Here is an 18,527-nt window from a genome sequence, read left to right as displayed (position 1 = left end):
AGTTAAGAAACGATAATCAGGCAAACCGGCCTGCGGCAGGTTGCCGCAGGCGGTGCATGAATGTTCAGGCCACGCCGGCACGACCGGTTTTGCTGTTGCCCAGCAGTTGCTGGCTGGTGGTATCGGGTCGCTCATCTGCCCGCAGGCGCGTTGCGGTCAACTCGCCGGCCTGTTCCAGGATCGGGTAGGCCACAGCCGTCAGGTGGCTGTTGATCCGCTTCAGGTCGCGGATGATGTCGAGATGGATCGAGCTGGTCTCGATGCTCTCGGTGCGGCCGTCGCGGATGCGCTGGTAGTGGCTTTCGGCAGCCAACTGCTCGGCGGCGCGCAGATCGGCTTTCTCCTGCAACAGCTGGCGGGCCAGTTTCACATCGCCCGACATGAACAGGTTGCAGGCCATCTGCAGGTTGGCGGCGACGCGATGGTGAAAGCCGGTCAATTCGCCTAAGCCTTCCTTGCTGAAAGCCAGCTTGTTCTTGATCTTCTTCTGCGCCAGCTCCATCAGGTTCTTGTCGATGATGTCGCCGATATGCTCCAGGTTGGTGGTGAAGGTCAGCACATCGACATAGCGGCGACTCTCGGCTTCATCCAGGCCATGTTTGCTGATCTCGGTGAGGTACAGCTTGATCGCCTCATGCAGGCCATCAACCGTGTCGTCTGCCTGTTCAACGGCTTTTGCCAGCTTGGCGTCGTCGCGACTGAACACCGTCATCGTGTCGTCCAGCATACGTGACACCGCATCGCTCAGGCGCAGGGTCTCGCGTGCGGCTGCCGCCAGCGCCACGCTGGGTGTATCCAGCGCCGACTTGTCGAGATAACGCGGCTTCGCCGCATTTTCGGCGGCCGGCGGATCGGGCAGCAGACGGCGCGCCAGCTTTTCCAGCGGGGCGACAAGGGGCAGGAAAATCAAAGCCAGCGCGAGGTTGAAGGCGGTATGCGCATTCACTGCCAGCCGCGTGGCATCGCTGCTCGCATAACCCAGCCATTGCGGCAGCTGCGCCAGGAACGGCAGCACGGCCAGCGTGGCGATCACGCGGGCGATCAGGTTGGCCAGTTGCGCGCGGCGTGCCGCCGGCGGCTGGCCGGCGCTGGCCACCAGCGGCGAAATCGCGGTGCCGAGATTGGCGCCCACCACCAGCGCGACGGCCAGCGTGGCATCCACCGTGCCGGCCTTGGCAAGCGATGCCGCCAGCAGCACGGTGGCGAGGCTGGCATGCGACAGCCAGGTGAGCAAAGCGAAGATCAGCACACCCAGCAACGGCTCGCGTTCCAGCGGCTGCAGCACGACGGCCAGGCCCGGCGCATCGCGCATCGGCGTGGAGGCGGCAATGATCATCTCCAGCGACAGCAGCATGAGGCCAAGGCCGATCAGCAGCCGGCCGACATGGCGCGGCATGCCGCTTTCGGAGGCAAAGAAGCCGATCACGCCCAGGATCAGCGCCAATGGCCCGAGCCAGTGCAGGTCAAGCGAGAGATACTGCGCGGTGATCGACGTGCCGATGCCGGCACCCAGCAGCACGGCAATCGCCGCACCGCCGACGATCAGGCCACGGCCGGCAAACGACGACACGATCATCGCCGTCGCGGTACTGGATTGCAGCAACGCCGTGACGCCGATGCCGGCAAGGAAGGCGGAGAAACGGTTGCGCAGCGCGCCGCTCATATATCGCCGCAACTGGGCGCCGAAGGCACGCGTCATACCGGTGCGCACCATGCGCACGCCCCACAGCAGCAGGGCGATGCCGGCGGCCAGGTTGAGCAGAAGTTCGGTCGCGCCGGGATTTGCACCCATCATCATCGCGTTGCCCCCCACCAGCGGCGCGACATCAAAGCGGGGGGCCAGTCCTTGCTGCGGACACCGTCAGGGTCAGGATCAGGATCGCGGAAAACAGCCATTTATATCAGTTCCAGTTCGGCAGGGCTCTATTGTTACAGAATCATTACACCTATATGACAGGGGGGCCAAGGGCTTTCACCTCTGGAGGAGCGGGTGTTCCAGGATGATCTGGCGACCCCTGATCGCCCGATTGTGCGAGAACCACCTGCAAACAGGCCGCGGTCTTCGCATAGCGGCACTGTGGCAATGAAATCTGGCGATATGAGGGCCGGATGCAGCCCCGGTCAGGCCTAGCCGGCGCTGCTCCGGGTCATGCCGGAGATGCCCGGAATTCGCCCGGCGAATCGATCTGGCGTCAGATGAGGTTTCGCGCCGCCAGATTCCGCATCATGGCACGTGTTCCGAAGGTCCATTCGAGGCATTCGGTCGACAGGCGCACCGTATTCTCAAGATAGCCAAGACCGGGCGAGGAAATCCGCACCACATCGCCGATCTTGTGGGTGAAGCCTTCGCCGGGTGCGTCGCGATCCTCGGTCGGCGCGAACAGCGTCCCAAGGAACAGCATGATGCCATCCGGATACTGGTGATGGCGGCCGAGCGTCTGCCGGACCAGGTCTTCCGGATCGCGACTGATCTCTTTCATGGAAGAATGGCCTTTCAGCACGAAGCCGTCCTGTCCGGCCACGGTCATGTCCAGTTCGGCCTGCCGCACATGATCCAGCGTGAAACGCTTGTCAAAAAGGCGGATCATCGGCCCGATCGCACAGCTTGCGTTGTTGTCCTTCGCCTTCGACAGCAGCAGCGCCGAGCGTCCTTCCACATCGCGCAGATTGACATCGTTGCCGAGCGCGGCGCCAACAATGCGGCCACGGGAGGAGACGGCCAGCACGATCTCCGGCTCGGGATTGTTCCATCTGGAGATCGGATGCAGGCCAACATCCGCGCCGGGCCCTATCGCGGACAGCACCTGCGCCTTGGAAAAGACTTCCGCATCAGGGCCGATGCCGACCTCCAGATACTGGCTCCACATGCCTTCGGCGATCAGGGCCTGCTTGACGACGGCCGCGGCATCCGAGCCGGCCTTGATATTGCGGAGCGATCCACCAATCACGTCGCCAACCCGTTTGCGGATCGCCTCCGCCCGTTTCGGATCGCCGGCCGCCTTCTCCTCGATGACCCGCTCGACCATCGATGAGGCAAAGGTCACACCGCAGGCCTTGATCGGCTGGAGGTCGCAGGGAGCAAGAAAATGCGGCTTTGCGCCGTTGCCGGGCGTATGGGCCGCGATCTGGTCCGCGGGGCCGACAATCCTCCCCGGGGCGGCACGCACGAAGGCGGCCGGGTCGTCCATGTCGCAGATGTCGGCAACCAGCGGCGCCGTGCGGGAGGTGATGTCGACGACCATGCCGTCCCGGATCGTGACGACGGAAGGGCCTGATGCTTCGGGGGACCAGATCCGGCCGATGAACACGCCGTCGGTTTCCGCCTGTCCAAGAAAGAATGTCATCTGTTTTCCACCCTTTTGCGTGCGCCGGTGCCCTGCAGTCTCGTCGGCGGCTCGTATTTGGTCCTACAAATAACGGATGTCCCTTGCCAGGGTCAATTCGTGTCGGGCAGCTCCGGGGCTTCCGGAGACGCGCAATCTGCTGTTGTTTTATAGGCTTTTAATCTCCCTTTTCCGGCTTCCGTGGCCGGAACGCGGGCTGTGGAGTTGACAGGGCCCAACGGGACGACTAGGGATTCTGGTCCAACAAATACGAGGAGGGATGGGCGCTCGCCGCCCGGTACCCGACCGACACAGGGGGCGTTGTGAAACCAAAGACACGCGTGGCAGCAGTGAAAACCAGATCGTCTCGCGGTTCGGCCGTTGACGCGGTTGTCGAACAGATTCGCGCGCTGATTGCCGATGCCGGCTTGAAAGTCGGCGACAATCTGCCGACAGAACGCGAGCTCTGCATCCAGTTCAATGCCAGCCGGAACACGGTGCGCGAAGCGATGCGTATCGTGAAGGCTTATGGCCTGGTGGATGTGCGGCCCAAGGTTGGCGCGACGATCACCGACAACCGTATGTCGCGAGCATTCGAGCTGTTTTCCTTCAACACCATGGAGGTCTCGCGCAAGACCTTCAACGACGTGCAGGCCTTCCGCGACCTTCTCGAGGTCGGCTCAGTGGATCAGCTCCTCGACCGGCTCACGGACCAAGACATTGAGGATCTTTACGGGATCAATAACCGGCTGGCCGAAATCAGCGACATCCAGGAAGCCTCCGAGGTCGACTACGACTTCCACACTCGGCTGATATCGATCCTCGGCAATGACGCCATCATGGATGTCTACAAGGTGATGAAGCCGGTGGTTCTGCGGATCATGCAGAAAGGCAAGACCCGCAGGTCTTACAAAACCGAAACCTATTCCGAGCATGCCGGCGTCATCGACGCGTTGGCCGCGCGCGACCGTCTGGCATTCCAGTATCGCCTGCGGAGCCATCTGATGATCGGCTTCAAGAATTTCAGTGAAGAGATGGAGGCGGCGGTCTGACGAATCCGCAAACATGAAGGCGATCCGAAATAACGGAGATGTGGACCGTAGTCCGAAGAAATCCGAACGGATGCTTTAACAGAGGGAGGAACTACCATGAAGTCAGTTCTCAAGTTCTCGGCCGCCCTGATGGCGGTGGTGCTGTCGGCGCAACTCGCCTATGCAGGTCCCAAGCTCGTGTCGGGCCCCGGCGCCGATCCGGCCTGTTTCAAGCCCTGGGCGGACGCCACCAAACATTTCCAGTGGGCTGCCCGTCCCGGCCCGTATCGCGTCGCCGTGGTCAACGGCTTTGTCGGCAATACCTGGCGCATCCAGATGATCAAGACGGCCAAGGCTTTTGCCGAGGATCCGTCAATGAAGGGCAAGATCAAGGAATTCAAGGTCGTTTCCACCGGAACCGATGCGCCGGCACAGCTGGGCGCCATCGAGGATTTCATCAACCAGGGTTATGACGCCATCATCACCATTGCGGTTTCACCGGACGGGTTCGACCGCGTCATTCGTCTGGCTGACCGGAACAATGTGGTGCTGGTGCCGTTCGACAACGTCCTCGACACCGACAAGGTCATGCAGGTGAACGAGGACCAGTTGGCCATGGGCAAGACCTGGGCCGAATTCCTGCTGAAGGAATTGAAGGCCGCCGGCAAGACCTCGGGCAAGATCCTGGAGGTTCGTGGCCTGCCCGGCAATTCTGTCGACCGCGACCGGTCGATCGGCATCCACATGGCGCTCGAGGCATCGGGCGGCAAGTGGGAGGTCGTCCAGGTGGTGGGCAACTGGGATGACGGCACCGCGCAGAAGGTGACGGCCGACGCCATTGCCGTGCATGGCAAGTTCGATGCGATCGCGGCGCAGGGCGGCACCACTGGCGTGGTGCGGGCGATGCTGGATGCCAAGCACCCGATGGTCCCGATTGCCGGCGAGTCCGAGAACGGTTTCCGCAAACTCGTCGCCAAACATTCGGGCGAGGGCCTGAAAGGCATCTCGATCGGCCAATCTCCCGGCCTGGTCGCGATCGCCATGAAAGCGGCGGTCACCGCGCTGGAAGGCAAGGTCATGCCGCAGCTCATCTCGGTGCCGCTTCCGGTGGCCGACTACACGCAGCTGAAAGACGGCGTGAACTTCTGGACCAGCCTTCCGGACAACTTCTTCACGGTCAACGAGTTCCCGCCTTGCGGCGTGAACATCTCCGGCCCGGCGATCATGTCGAAGACTGAAGCGGACGTGAAATAACCGCCGTCCAGGATCAAGCAGGGCCCCGGTGCTGATCCCGGTGCTGATCCCGGGGCCCTGTCTTCTCGGAAACAGTCCTCCCCTATGCAAAGGCGGCCGGCTTCGGCCGGATGCAGCACAGGCATGACCGACGCCATCATCGAATATCGCGGCATATCGAAACACTTCTCGGGCATCCGGGCGCTGGAGAATGTCGACTTTGCCTGCTCGGTCGGATCCATCCATGGCATCCTCGGTGAAAACGGGGCAGGCAAGTCGACCCTGATCAAGATCATGTCCGGCGTGCTGCAGCCCGATGCCGGGGAAATCCGCCTTGAGGGCCGGCCTGTCACCTTCGCATCGCCGCGGGCCGCCGGCGATGCGGGCATCGTCTGCATGTTCCAGGAACTCTCGCTGATCCCCGACCTCACGGTCGCGGACAATCTCTCGATCTCCGATCCACCGCGCCGGTTCGGCCTGATCGATCGCCGCGCGCAGATTGCACGCGCGGAAGCGCTTCTTGCCAGGGTGCGCTGCGAGGATGTCGATCCGAATACACTGGTGCGGGATCTGTCGCTGTCGCGCCGGCAGATGGTGGAAATCGCCAAGGCTCTCGGCCGCAATCCGAAGGTTCTGATTCTGGACGAAGCCACGTCAGCGCTGACCGCCCGCGATGTGCAGACGGTCTACGATCTTCTTGCCGACCTCAAATCCAGGGAGGTGTCCAGCCTGTTCATCTCGCATCGCATGCATGAGGTCGACGCCCTTTGCGACACGTTGTCCGTTTTCCGCAACGGCAGGCATATCGAGACCTTTGCCAAGGGTGCAAAGACCGGACGCGAGATCGTGAAGCTGATGATCGGACGCGATGTGGAGGCTCAGTTTCCGCCCAAGCCGCCGGTGCGCCAGGCAGCACAAGCGGCTTCCCCCCTGCTGAAGGTGAGCGGCCTGAAATGGGGCGACAGGCTGAACGGAATCGATCTTTCCATCGGCCGGGGTGAGATCGTCGGTCTCGGTGGCCTTGACGGGCAGGGACAGAAGGAACTGCTGCTCGCGCTGTTTGGCGTGCTGGAGCATGTTGAGGGCGAAATCGAAATTGACGGCCGCTCCGACAAGCCGGCCTCGCCGGCGGATGCCAAGTCGGGGCGGAGGACGCGCATGGCCCTGGTCCCGGAAGACCGGAAAACGGAAGGCCTGATGCTCGGCATGTCGGTTGCCGACAACCTTCTGGCGGCATGCCACGCCAGGATATCGCGCGGCCCGTTCATCGATCTCCAGCGCGCCCGCCAGGCCGTGCAGGAGGGCATCGCCAAGCTGCAGATCAAGGTCGGCTCGGTCCGGGATGCCGTGACGACGCTGTCCGGCGGCAATCAGCAGAAGGTGGTGATCGCCAAATGGCTGCTGATCGATCCCGACATCATCCTGCTGAACGATCCGACCCGTGGCATTGATGTCGGCACCAAGCAGGAGATTTACCGATTGATGCGCGACCTTGCCAATGCAGGCAAAGCCATCCTGTTCTATTCCTCGGATTATGCAGAACTCATCGGATGCTGCGACCGCGTTTCGGTTCTGTATGGCGGGCGTGTCGTCAGCGAGCAGTCCGGCGATAACATCACCGAGGAAAGCCTGGTCGCCGCTTCCCTGAACATAGATCCGCGGGCGGCCTGATGCACAGGATGTCGTGGAAGAGGTGGCTGCAGCAGAATGCGGGCTTTGCCGCCGCCGTCCTGCTGCTTGTCGTGTTGTATCTGACCTACAACATCCTGCATCCGCGCGGTTTCTCCTCGGCCGTGGCGATCCAGAATTCCAACGAGGCCGTGGCCATCGTCTTTGTTGCGATGGCGCAGACCCTGCCCGTTCTGCTGGGCGGACTTGATCTTTCGGTTGGCGCAGTGATGACGCTGACGAACTGTATCGCTTCCGAGCTTTTGCATGGCTCGCCGTGGCAGATCATGCTGGGCATGGTCCTGACGCTTCTGGCCGGAACCGCTTTCGGGCTGATGAACGGCTGCATCGTCGTCTATGGTCGGATCCAGCCGATCATCGCGACGCTCGCGACCGGCGCGATTGCCATCGGCCTCGCCCTGCTGGTCAGGCCGAAGCCGGGCGGGGAAGTGGATGGGGACCTGAGCTGGGCCCTGACCAACTCGGTAGCCGATTTCGCGGATACCTATGGCATCGCCGATGGCGGCCAGGCCTGGTGGCTGCTGCCGTTTGCGGATATCCCGGTTCCCGCGATCCTGGTCGTCGCGGTGGCTGCCCTTGTCTGGATACCGTTTCGCCGCTCGGTCACCGGGCGTACCGTCTATGCCATCGGCTCGGCCGAGGGATCCGCTTACATGTCCGGCCTGCCGATCAACCGCGCCAAGATCGCGGCCTTTACGCTGGGGGGCTTTCTGGCCGCATGCGGCGGCCTCTATCTCGCCATCCAGACATCGTCAGGCAACGCCGATATCCAGCAGGCCGGGGCCTATACCCTGAACTCCATTGCGGCCGTGGTGCTGGGCGGAACATCGCTGCTGGGTGGCAGCGGCGGCGCGATAGGCAGCCTGATCGGGGCGCTGATCCTGCGGGTGATTTCATTCTATTTCCGGATCCTGGACATCGACCCCCTGCTTCAGCCGTTGATCGAAGGCGTGGTTCTGTTGACCGCCGTGTCGTTCAGTGCATTCCGCACCCTGAGGGTGAAGAATAAACTCGATCTGTTCAGGTGACGCCATGCGCATGCCCGTTTCGGACGATAACAAGCCGATCGCGATCGCCGTAGTCTTCATCCTGGTTATTCTCCTGATCGGAACGACCTATACGCTGTCGACCACCGGTACGATGCCTCTGCTGTCACCGAACTATCTGCTGCAGCAGTTGCAGATCGGCTCTTTCCTGGGCATTTGCGCGGCGGGAATCATGATGGTCATCCTGCTTGGCCATATTGACCTGTCTATCCCCTGGACGCTGACGGCGGCTGCAATGACGGCCACGGCCATGGGCGGCGACCTGGCCGTTCCAACGGCATTGGCCGTTGGCGTGGCCGTCGGTGTGGTGAATGGCATAGGGGTTGCCTATCTGCGCATCCCTTCGATGATTTTCACTCTCGGTGTCGATACTGTCCTGCGCGGCCTTATGGTGGCGCAGACCGGCGGCTTCGCGCCGCAGGATACGGCCACGCCGCTGATGGTGTTCCTCGCCAAGCAGCGCCTGCTCGGCATTCCCGCGGCGATCTTCGTCTGGGCTGCCGTGTCGCTGGCCATCATCATCATCCTGACCCGCACCGGCTTCGGCCGCGCGATCTATGCCACCGGCTCGCGCGAAGCCGCGGCCTACCTGTCGGGCATCCGCACGCGCTGGGTCATTGTCGGTGCCTTCGTGGTATCGGGCGTCTGCGCCGCCATCGCGGGCATCCTGCTGGCCGGCTATTCGGCCAAGGCCTATCAGGGCATGGGGAATGTCTACCTGCTGCCGGCGATCGCGGCTGTCGTTCTGGGCGGCACGCATATCCTTGGCGGCCGAGGCCGCTATGCCGGCACGCTGATCGGCGTGATCCTGATCGTGTTGCTCAATTCCGTGTTATCCATCATGCAGATGCCCGAGGCCGGCCGACAGATCATCTATGGCGGCGTGATCATTGCCATGCTGCTGGTCTACGGCCGGAACCAGCGCGTTCTGTCATAAGGATCAAGGCCATGCCAGCAGAGTATTACGATATCCGGGACGAGCGCTTTCGTCGTCTCATTCATGTCAATGCACGGATCGATACCCTGTGGAGTGGCGGCCGCTGGACCGAGGGGCCGGCCTATTTCGCTGCAGGCCGTTATCTGATCTGGTCGGATATTCCGAACGACCGCATTCTGCGCTGGGACGAGATGAACGGCCAGGTCGCTGTCTTCGAGCAACCCTGCCGCAATCAGAATGGCCACACCGTCGATCTCCAGGGGCGCATGATCGCCTGCGAACATCGCGGCCGCTGCGTCAGTCGTTACGAGATCGACGGGACTCGCACGATCTTGGCGGACAGCTATGCCGGAAAGCGGCTGAATTCCCCCAACGACGTTGTCGTGAAATCCGACGGTTCGATCTGGTTCACCGATCCGTCCTATGGCATCGACAGCGATTATGAGGGCGATGCCGCGCCGATGGAGCAGGATGGCCGCCATGTCTACCGGATCGATCCGGCCGGCACGGTCAGCCGCGTGATCGACGACATGAAACAGCCAAACGGCCTGGCATTCTCGACCGATGAATCCGTGCTGTTTGTCGCCGATACCGGCCGGACGCATTTCCCCGGCTGCAAGCCGAAAATCCGCCGTTATCCGCTGGCCGCCGACGGACGCAGCCTGGGCGAAGGTCAGGATTTCATCGTCTGCGATACTGGTCTTTTCGACGGCTTTCGCGTTGATGCGCATGGCAACATCTGGTCCTCTGCCGGCGATGGCGTGCATTGTTATGCGCCGGACGGCACGCTGCTGGGCAAGATCCTGCTGGATGAGGTGGTGGCCAACGTCTGCTTCGGTGGTCCAAAGCGCAATCGGCTTTTCATTTGCGCCACCACGACGCTGCGGGCCATCTATGTGAATACCCTCGGGGCCCCGGTCGCGTGATCGGCCGCCAAAACCACATTACCCTTGACGCAAGAGGGTCTCATTCCGCGATGCGGAACGCCAAAACATAGCTCGCGCCGCTGCCACCGCTTCCCTGTAGAACCTGAGCAGGGAGGCCGTTGATCGCGGCCCTGGGAAATGCCCGGAAAGTCCGGAGGGATTGAGGCGAGCAGATGCAGTCGCGTGTCATCATTACGTGTGCCGTGACCGGCAACCAGACCACGCCGGAAATGACCCCTCATCTGCCGATCACGCCCGAGCAGATCGCCGAGGCCTGCTTGGGCGCGGCCGAAGCCGGCGCTGCCAGCGTGCATATCCATGTGCGCGACCCAAAGACTGGGCGGCCGTCGATGGAGATCGAGTATTACCGCGATGTCATGGACCGTATCCGCGCCAGGAACAGGCAGCTCATCATCAATCTGACAACCGGGCCGGGCGGCCGCTTCGTGCCGGATGCCAACGACCCGAAGCTCGCCGCGCCCGGCACCACACTGATGCGGCCGGAAGACAGGGTCGCGCATATCGCACTGCTCAAGCCCGACATCGCCACGCTTGATCTCAACACCATGAATTCCGGCAAGCAGGTGGTGATCAATACGCCCGACAATGTGCGCCGCATGGCCGCGGTGATCAACAATGCCGGCGTGAAGCCCGAGATCGAGCTGTTTGACTCCGGCGACATCGCCCTGTGCCGCGACCTTGTCAGCGACGGGACGCTGAAAGGCCCGGTGCTGTGTTCGGTCGTCATGGGTGTGAAATACGGTTTTCAGCCATCGCCGGAAACCGTGCTGTATGCGCGCGGCCTGCTGCCGCCGGGCACGGCATGGACCGCGTTCGGCACTGGCCGCATGGCGTTTCCGATGGTGGCGCAATCCTATCTGGCGGGTGGTCATGTCCGGGTTGGGCTGGAGGATGCCGTCTATCTCGGAAAGGACGTGCTGGCCGAATCCAATGCCGTCATGGTCGAGAAGGCGCGTGGCATCGTCGAATCGCTGGGCGGACAGATTGCAACCGCCCGGCAGGCCCGAGAAATGCTGTCGCTGCCGGTATGACGGAGATGCCGGTACAACGAATTAACCAGTGTCCGAACGACGACATCAAACGAGACGCGCAGTAAAAACCTGCGCCAGAAACCGGAGGAAACATGCGTCTGCTCTCTCTCGCCCTATGGGGCCTTGCCCTTGTCTTTGCACCCTGCCATGCCGCCATGGCGCAGGCTTGGCCTGACCGCCCCGTCACCGTGATCGTGCCATTTCCGGCCGGGTCTGCCGTCGACTTCCTGGCGCGCGCCACCGCAAGCCACCTGAGCGACAGTTACGGCAAGCCGTTCGTCGTTGAGAACCGCACCGGCGCGGGCGGCAATATCGGTGGCGCCGCCGTGGCCAAGGCAGCGGCTGATGGCTATACGCTGCTGTTCGGCACGCCGTCGCCAATCGCAATCAACAGGCTGATGTATAAAGGCCTGAGCTACGATTCGGAGAAGGACTTCACCCCGGTCGTGCTGGTTGCCAAGTCGCCGCTGATCGTCACGACGCGGCTCGACTTTCCAGCCAAGACATTCGAGGAGCTGATTGCCTATGCCAAGCAGAATCCCGGCAAGGTCAATGTGGGCAACCCGGGCAATGGCACGCTTGGACATATCACCGCCGAACTGATCCAGCAGTTCACCGGTGTGACGATGACGACGGTAGCCTATCGCGGCACCGTGCCGCTGATGACCGACCTGCTTGGCGGTCAGGTCGATGTCGCGATGGATTTCATGCCGACTTATGTGCCGCAGGTGAATGAGCGCAAGATCCGCGCCCTGGCGGTGACGACCAGCCAGCGCGCCAAGCAGTTGCCGGATGTGCCCACTGTGCAGGAAACGGGTTTCAAGGGCTTCGAAGCCAGCGCCTGGTACGCAATCGTCGCGCCGACCGGCACGCCGCCTGCCGTCATTGCCAAGTTGAACAAGGGCGTGAATGATTTCCTGAAAAGCGAAAAGGGCAAGACGCTGCTGGAGCAGAATACCCTGGAACCTGTCGGCGGATCGCCGGAAGACCTCAAGGCTTTTATTGCCGCCGAACTTGCCAAGTGGAAGCCGGTGATCGAGAAGGCCAACATCGTGATGTAGCAGGGGCGGGGCCGCCCTCGGGCGGCCCCGATCCGATCGCGGGGTTGGATTTCGGGACAGTCCTGAAGCAGGAAGTTGAAACGATTTTGGGAAGGGCTGTAGATGGCCAGTATTGAAGTTCCGGCGCTGCCGATCCCGAAGGTGGCGCTTGTCACCGGCGCCAGCAGCGGCATCGGCAAGGCAATCGCGGCACGCCTTGCTGCCATGGGATCCACTGTGATCGTCGGCTACAACAGCCGCCGGACCATGGCAGAAGACGTGATCGCCGGCCTGCAAGGCAGCGGGCACCTGACCCTGCGTATTGCAATCGATGATCCTGCCTCCATCGCCGAGGCGGTGCGGACGGTGGAAGAACGCTACGGACGGCTTGATGCGCTGGTCAATTGCGGTGGCGCGACAACGCCGGTGCCCGCCAACGATCTCGACGGATTGACCGATGAAATCTTCGACCGCACCGTTACGATCAATCTGCGCGGACCGTTCGCCATGGTGCGCGCTTTCCGCCCATTGCTGGAGCGCGGCAGCCAGGCGGCGATTGTGAACATATCCTCCATTGCGGCCCGTACCGGCCTGGGCAGCAGCCTGGCTTATCTGGCGGCCAAGGCTGGCGTCGACGCGCTGACCATTGCGCTGGCAAAGGTGCTGGCGCCGCGCATCCGCGTCTTCTCCGTTTCGCCAGCTGGCGTGGATACGGATTTTGTGCCTGGCCGGAGCCGTGAGCAGCTGGTGAAAACCGCCGAGCGGCTGCCATTGGCTCATGTCACCACACCCGATGACGTGGCGAGGGCCGCAGTGGCCTGCATCACCAATCTGACCAGCGCGACGGGTATTGTGGTGCCGGTGGATGAGGGCAGGCATCTCTGAAGGAATGGCTGAGGCATGAATGACAAACTGAAATTCTATATCGACGGCGCTTGGGTGGACCCGGCCGCGCCGTCGACTTTGGGCATAACGAATCCGGCGACGGAGGAAACCTTCGCGCGGATCAGCCTGGGTTCGGGCCATGATGTCGATCGCGCGGTGACGGCGGCGCGCCGTGCTTTCAGTGCTTATTCTGAAGTCGGCGTCGAGGAACGTCTGTCCTATCTGCGCAGGATCATCGACGGCTTCAAGGCGCGCCTGCCAGAACTGGCGCGGACGATGACATTGGAAATGGGCGCGCCGATCACCTTTGCGACCGAGCGCCAGGCCACCGTTGCGCTGTTTCATTTCGAGGAAGCCGCACGGGTATTGGCGCGATACCAATTCGAGGAACCGATGGGGCCCGGGATCGTCCGCCGCGAGCCCATCGGCGTCTGCGGCCTGATCACGCCGTGGAACTGGCCGCTGAACCAGGTTGCCTCCAAGGTCGCGCCGGCCCTCGCCACCGGCTGCACGGTGGTGCTGAAGCCCAGCGAGATCGCGCCGCTCAGCGCGATGCTTCTGGCCGAGATCATCCACGATGCCGGCCTGCCAGCTGGCGTTTTCAATCTGGTGAACGGCGATGGCCCCACGGTCGGCGAGGCGATCGCCGCCCATCCCGGGATCGACATGGTGTCGATCACCGGTTCGACGACGGCCGGCGTGCGCGTGGCCAAGTTGGCCGCCGATACGGTCAAGCGCGTCGCGCAGGAGCTGGGCGGAAAATCCGCCAACATCATCCTGCCGGATGCCGACCTGAAGGCTGCTGTGATCGCCGGCGTTCATGCCTGCTATACAAACGGTGGCCAGAATTGCCAGTCACCCACGCGGATGCTGATCCCGCGTACGCAGCGGGATGCGGCCTTTTCGGCCGCGCGCGAAGCCGTTGCCACCATACGCCTGGGCGATCCGCTCGATCCGGCCACCACCATGGGGCCGATGGTCAGCCAGGCGCAGTTCGAAAAAGTGCAGGCCCTGATCCAGTCGGGCCTTGATGAAGGGGCAACCCTGGTGGCGGGTGGAACCGGGCGGCCGGCAGAGGTCAACCACGGATATTACGTGCGCCCGACCGTGTTCGGCGATGTGACGCCGCAAATGCGGATCGCGCGCGAGGAAATCTTCGGCCCCGTATTGTCCATCATCAGCTACGACACCGAAGACGAAGCGATCGACATTGCCAACGATACACCCTTTGGCCTGGCTGGTTTCGTGCAATCCAGGGATCGTGAGCATGCCCGCGCCGTTGCCAACCGCATCCGGGCCGGGCGCGTCTACCTCAACGGTGCGCCCTTCGATCGCAGCCTGCCTTTCGGTGGCTACAAGCAATCCGGCAACGGGCGGGAATTCGGCGTCTTCGGCTTTGAGGAGTATCTCGAGGTGAAAGCCATTCTCGGCTGACCGAGTGCTCGATACAGATAAAAAGAGGGCGGCGCTTATCAGGCGCCGCCCTTTCAGTTTCCGGGCGTAACGCGTGTTACTGTCCGGAGGCGAACGTGTCCAACCCCTTGCGCTTCAGCCATTTGGAGAGTTCGTCGGCCACGGCCTCGTTATTAAGGTCGGCAAAGGCGATATGCGTGTTGCCGCGCAGGCCTGTCTCAGGCAGCAGCAGCACCTCGCAATCGCCCCCATGCTTGTTGACGATGCCGCAGAAGGTCTTCGCCACCTCGACCGAGTTTTTCCAGATCGGGCGCGTATCGGTGTAGTCGCCGAACACCATCTGGATCGGAAACTTCGTCAGCTTCATGAATTCTGCCAGCGGCACGGAATGGGGCCCGTAGGGTGCTTTGGGCTGTGGCTCTGGGCCTTCCCCGATGGGGAAGACGAATCCCGGGGTTTCGTAGGCGACGATACCTTTCATATTGCCGCTGTTCGCTTTCAGGGCCGACAGCAGCGCGCGCCACCCGCCTGCGGAGTTGGTCAGCGCGACAACGGGCCCGATCCGGTCGATGGCCTGTCCGCCGGCCTCGGCCTGCAGCAGGGCATTCTCCAGGGTGTCGAACTCGTCGTAGCGGGCACGGGTCGCCTGGTTCCAGGCTTCCTTGTCAGCAGTGGGGAATTGCAGGCCCGGATGCCAGTTGGGGTAGGTGATGCCGAAACGCCAGGCGGCAAAATTGCGCTGGTCGAAATAGGCGGGCGTGTAGGTGATCGGCTCGCAGCTCCAGTTGGCGCGGCCGACGCGCGGGCCATCCCACAGATACACGGGATAACCCTTGCGCAGGAACATGCTCTTGAAGCCTTCGCCGCCATCCCAGCGGGTTTCCCATACCTTCGTGCTGGAGCTGTGCCACATGATCAGGCCGACCTGGCGGCGTTTCTGCGGGATGAAGTATTCGACGTAGCCGTGGTCGCAAGACAGCGTCTCTGCGGGATTGGCGGGATTGGCGATGATCCTGCCGCCCACCTCATACGCGCCCGTCGAATCCAGCACGATCGGTGGTTTCGCCGAAGCTGAACCACCTTGCGCCAAGGCCGCGTGGCTCAATCCGGCAAACACTATTGCCGCACCAAGCGCCTTTAATGATTCCCAATTCGCGAAACGGTTCCGTCCGTTGTCCATGATATGCCTCCCTCCGGCTTTTCTTGTGCGGGAGACCCTATAGGCGCGGGATAGGCAGCGGCACAGGAAGTTCCGCTCATTTCGCAATCCGAAATGAAGCAGCCGCAGGCCGGCTTGCCTTTCTGCGGCTGGCGTTTCACAATACGGAATAATAAGGTTATTGAGGAAACGCCATGCCAGCCGCTGGCAACGTACAATCGGTTACGCGTGCGCTTGATTTGCTGCAGGCGCTGAATCGCCAGAAGGTCGCCTCGATCAAGCAATTGCACGACGCAACCGGTTTGCCCAAGCCGACCATCGTGCGCCTGCTCAAGACGCTGACTGCGCGTGGTTACGTTGCCAACGATCATCGTCAGGGCGGCTATTCCGTGACCTCGCAGGTACGTGCCTTGAGTTGCGGGTTTCACGGCGATCCGCTGGTGGTGGAGGCAGGACGCGCATGGGCAATCGATCTCACACGCCAGTTCAAGTGGCCGGTGGCGATTGCAGTGCTTGAAGAAGATGCCATGACCGTGCGATTCAGCACCATTCCAGACAGCCCGATCTCGCCATTCCATGGTACCGTGGGGCTGCGCCTGAGCCTGGTATCGCGCAGCCTGGGACGGGCCTATCTTGCTTTTTGTCCAGCGGCCGAGCGCAATATACTGCTGCAGATGCTGGCATCGTCGAAAGACCCTGAAGATGCACCGGCCCGTCGACCTGCCACACTGCTGCGTAGTCTGCAATCCATCCGCAGCCAGGGTTATGCCGAGCGTGATCCGGCCGTAGAGCCGAAATCCTCCTCCACACTGGGGGTGCCGGTGATGGATGGGGACCGCGTGCTGGCGACGCTGGGGCTGACATATTTCACCTCGGCAATGAAACGTGCGCAGGCAGTCGAGCTGTATGTGCCACATCTGCGATCCGCGGCGGAAAACATCGCGCGCAGCATCAGCCGCCTGGGTGTTGACGCACGATAAATGCGTTCCGCTCTGTGGAACGCGGCGGGAAATTTCGCCACGCGGCGCTTCAGCTTCCGTATGATCCGGGTCAATCACCCGGCTCATGACGAGGGAGGCATGCCGTGTACAACCCCAGCGATCCACGAGCCAGCTTGGCGACCAAGCCAGCCGGCGCGCCGGCCGCGCCCGTCACCGCTTATGGCGACTGCGAGTATGTGCGCTTCTATCAGGAGCCGCCGCAGGATAGCGGTCCCGAGGGCAAAACCTGGTATGCGCGCGGCCAGAATTTCCTGATCGCCATCACCGATCCGGCCGAAGGCGCAGTGTTGGCGCGTGCGGCGCAGCCAGACGAATACGCCATCATCCTGGACGACCCGAAGATCGAGGTGGAAATCACTACCACCCAGGGAACGCAGACGAGCACGCAATTGGTGAAGGGCAATTCGCTGGCCTTCATTCCGCCCGGCCAATCAAGTGTGAAAGTGCTTAAACCTGGCCGCATCGTGCGCATGTTCACCACGCAATCGGCCGATCTGGTGGCGAAGTGCATCAATAACGCCTCCTACCGCGAGCCGAAGCCGGCCGTGGCCCCAGCCAAACCCTGGCCGATGCCCAAGGATGGCCTGAAGCTGCGTGTCTATTCGCTTGATGTGCCGCCGGAAAAAGGCCGTTTTGGGCGTATCTGGCGCTGCACGACGCTCATGATCAACTATATCGATCCGCGCCAGGGGCCACGTGACCCGACCACGCTCTCGCCGCATCATCATGACGATTTCGAACAGGGTTCGCTGGCGCTGGAAGGCGAGTTCCTCCACCACATCCGCTGGCCGTGGACACCGAACAAGCATATCTGGCGCGACGACCAGCATGAATTGTGCGGCAGCCCGTCCATTGCCGTCATTCCGCCGCCGTCGGTGCACACCACGGAAGCCGTCGGCAAGGGACTGAACCAGCTCGTTGACCTGTTCTGCCCTCCACGCATGGATTTCTCGCTGAAACCCGGCTGGGTGCTGAATGCCGACGACTATCCGATGCCCGAGTAAAGAGTGGCTGGGTTTTAGAAAATGACAGAAACGCGTTCTTTCCGGCAGCGCATGCTGGCCGGCGACAAACTGGTTGGCACTTTCCTGAAGACGCCAACCAGTCATGCCACCGAAATCGTCGCATCGCTGGGTTTCGATTTCGTGGTTATCGACCAGGAACATGCACCGTTTGATCGCACCACGACCGACATCGCGCTGATGGCGGCACGCGGTAGCAATATCCCGGCGCTGGTGCGGGTCTCCGGTCCGGATTCAATCCTGTCCGTGCTGGATTGCGGCGCCACCGGCCTGCTGATCCCGCATGTGGCAAGTGTCGCCTATGCGCGCGAAGTGGCGGGTATGTGCCGCTATCGCGGCGGCCGGCGTGGTTACGCCACCAGCACCCGTGCCGGCGGTTATACCGCCGTGCCAATGTGGCAGCATATCCGCGCCTCCGACGAGACGGTGACGGTCATCGCGCAGATCGAGGACCCGGAAGCCCTCGACCAGATCGATGCCATCGCCGCGGTGGAGGGAATTGATTCGCTGTTTATCGGTCGCGGCGACCTGACGGCGGCCTTCGGCGACGAAACGCCCAATCCGCCAGCGGTCCGCACGGCGGTGGAAAAAATCGCTGCGGCCGCGTGCAAGGTGAACAAGCCGGTCAGCGTCTATGTCGGCGGCAAGCCTGAAGCGGAATGGCTGCGAGGTCAGGGAGCGACGACCTTCATTTTCAACTCGGACCAGGGTTTCCTGCGTCAGGCGGCCAGCAAGGGTCTCGCCGAGATGCGCGAAACGCTTGGCTGATC

16 protein-coding genes are annotated in these 18,527 nt (G+C 62.4%); 13 read left to right on the top strand and 3 right to left on the bottom strand.

Annotated features, from left to right (window positions below):
• Nucleotides 1-64 precede the first annotated feature (64 nt).
• Nucleotides 65-1,798, bottom strand: a complete 1,734-nt coding sequence (locus tag ACE3OO_RS07725) for a Na/Pi cotransporter family protein (protein WP_374301465.1) — start codon at nt 1,796-1,798, stop codon at nt 65-67.
• A 394-nt stretch (nt 1,799-2,192) separates the two neighbouring features.
• Nucleotides 2,193-3,344, bottom strand: coding sequence for a fumarylacetoacetate hydrolase family protein (locus ACE3OO_RS07720; protein ID WP_374301463.1), 1,152 nt, complete (start codon nt 3,342-3,344; stop codon nt 2,193-2,195).
• Nucleotides 3,345-3,646: 302 nt separating this feature from the next.
• On the opposite strand from ACE3OO_RS07720, the gene ACE3OO_RS07715 reads away from it, so the two are divergent.
• The 10 genes from ACE3OO_RS07715 (at nt 3,647) to ACE3OO_RS07670 (ending at nt 14,596) form a co-directional block, all read left to right on the top strand.
• Entirely contained in the window at nt 3,647-4,375 is a 729-nt protein-coding gene (locus ACE3OO_RS07715) for a FadR/GntR family transcriptional regulator (protein WP_374301461.1), read from the top strand.
• 96 nt (nt 4,376-4,471) lie between these two features.
• On the top strand, nt 4,472-5,608 hold the full coding sequence (locus ACE3OO_RS07710; RefSeq protein WP_374301460.1) for a sugar ABC transporter substrate-binding protein: 1,137 nt from the start codon (nt 4,472-4,474) through the stop codon (nt 5,606-5,608).
• A gap of 123 nt (nt 5,609-5,731) precedes the next feature.
• The gene (locus tag ACE3OO_RS07705) at nt 5,732-7,258 is read left to right on the top strand and encodes a sugar ABC transporter ATP-binding protein (protein ID WP_374301458.1); all 1,527 of its coding nucleotides are present in this window, start codon (nt 5,732-5,734) and stop codon (nt 7,256-7,258) included.
• A gap of 8 nt (nt 7,259-7,266) precedes the next feature.
• A complete protein-coding gene (locus ACE3OO_RS07700) occupies nt 7,267-8,304 on the top strand; it encodes an ABC transporter permease (RefSeq protein WP_374301456.1) in 1,038 nt (345 codons plus the stop codon).
• 4 nt (nt 8,305-8,308) lie between these two features.
• Entirely contained in the window at nt 8,309-9,259 is a 951-nt protein-coding gene (locus ACE3OO_RS07695; RefSeq protein ID WP_374301454.1) for an ABC transporter permease, read from the top strand.
• A gap of 11 nt (nt 9,260-9,270) precedes the next feature.
• Entirely contained in the window at nt 9,271-10,185 is a 915-nt protein-coding gene (locus ACE3OO_RS07690) for an SMP-30/gluconolactonase/LRE family protein (protein WP_374301452.1), read from the top strand.
• A gap of 173 nt (nt 10,186-10,358) precedes the next feature.
• Entirely contained in the window at nt 10,359-11,237 is an 879-nt protein-coding gene (locus tag ACE3OO_RS07685) for a 3-keto-5-aminohexanoate cleavage protein (protein ID WP_374301450.1), read from the top strand.
• A 92-nt stretch (nt 11,238-11,329) separates the two neighbouring features.
• Complete coding sequence (locus ACE3OO_RS07680; protein ID WP_374301448.1) at nt 11,330-12,298, top strand: Bug family tripartite tricarboxylate transporter substrate binding protein; 969 nt, start codon at nt 11,330-11,332, stop codon at nt 12,296-12,298.
• Between the two features lie 102 nt (nt 12,299-12,400).
• Complete coding sequence (locus tag ACE3OO_RS07675) at nt 12,401-13,162, top strand: SDR family NAD(P)-dependent oxidoreductase (RefSeq protein ID WP_374301446.1); 762 nt, start codon at nt 12,401-12,403, stop codon at nt 13,160-13,162.
• A 15-nt stretch (nt 13,163-13,177) separates the two neighbouring features.
• Nucleotides 13,178-14,596, top strand: a complete 1,419-nt coding sequence (locus ACE3OO_RS07670) for an aldehyde dehydrogenase family protein (RefSeq protein ID WP_374301444.1) — start codon at nt 13,178-13,180, stop codon at nt 14,594-14,596.
• Between the two features lie 76 nt (nt 14,597-14,672).
• On the opposite strand, the gene ACE3OO_RS07665 is transcribed toward ACE3OO_RS07670, so the two are convergent.
• Nucleotides 14,673-15,626, bottom strand: a complete 954-nt coding sequence (locus tag ACE3OO_RS07665) for an alpha/beta fold hydrolase (protein WP_374301442.1) — start codon at nt 15,624-15,626, stop codon at nt 14,673-14,675.
• Nucleotides 15,627-15,928: 302 nt separating this feature from the next.
• On the opposite strand from ACE3OO_RS07665, the gene ACE3OO_RS07660 reads away from it, so the two are divergent.
• From ACE3OO_RS07660 to ACE3OO_RS07650, 3 genes are all read left to right on the top strand, one after another.
• Nucleotides 15,929-16,714: a DNA-binding transcriptional regulator gene (locus ACE3OO_RS07660; protein WP_374301440.1), complete on the top strand. Its 786-nt coding sequence runs from the start codon at nt 15,929-15,931 to the stop codon at nt 16,712-16,714.
• Between the two features lie 104 nt (nt 16,715-16,818).
• Complete coding sequence (locus ACE3OO_RS07655) at nt 16,819-17,739, top strand: hypothetical protein (protein WP_374301438.1); 921 nt, start codon at nt 16,819-16,821, stop codon at nt 17,737-17,739.
• Between the two features lie 21 nt (nt 17,740-17,760).
• Complete coding sequence (locus ACE3OO_RS07650; RefSeq protein ID WP_374301436.1) at nt 17,761-18,525, top strand: HpcH/HpaI aldolase/citrate lyase family protein; 765 nt, start codon at nt 17,761-17,763, stop codon at nt 18,523-18,525.
• Nucleotides 18,526-18,527 lie beyond the last annotated feature (2 nt).

The sequence above is a fragment of the Ferrovibrio sp. genome, from assembly GCF_041906005.1.
Lineage (GTDB): Bacteria > Pseudomonadota > Alphaproteobacteria > Ferrovibrionales > Ferrovibrionaceae > Ferrovibrio.
The sequence above is the reverse complement of the archived record's forward strand: the minus strand, read 5'-3'. Positions and strand labels throughout refer to the sequence as shown.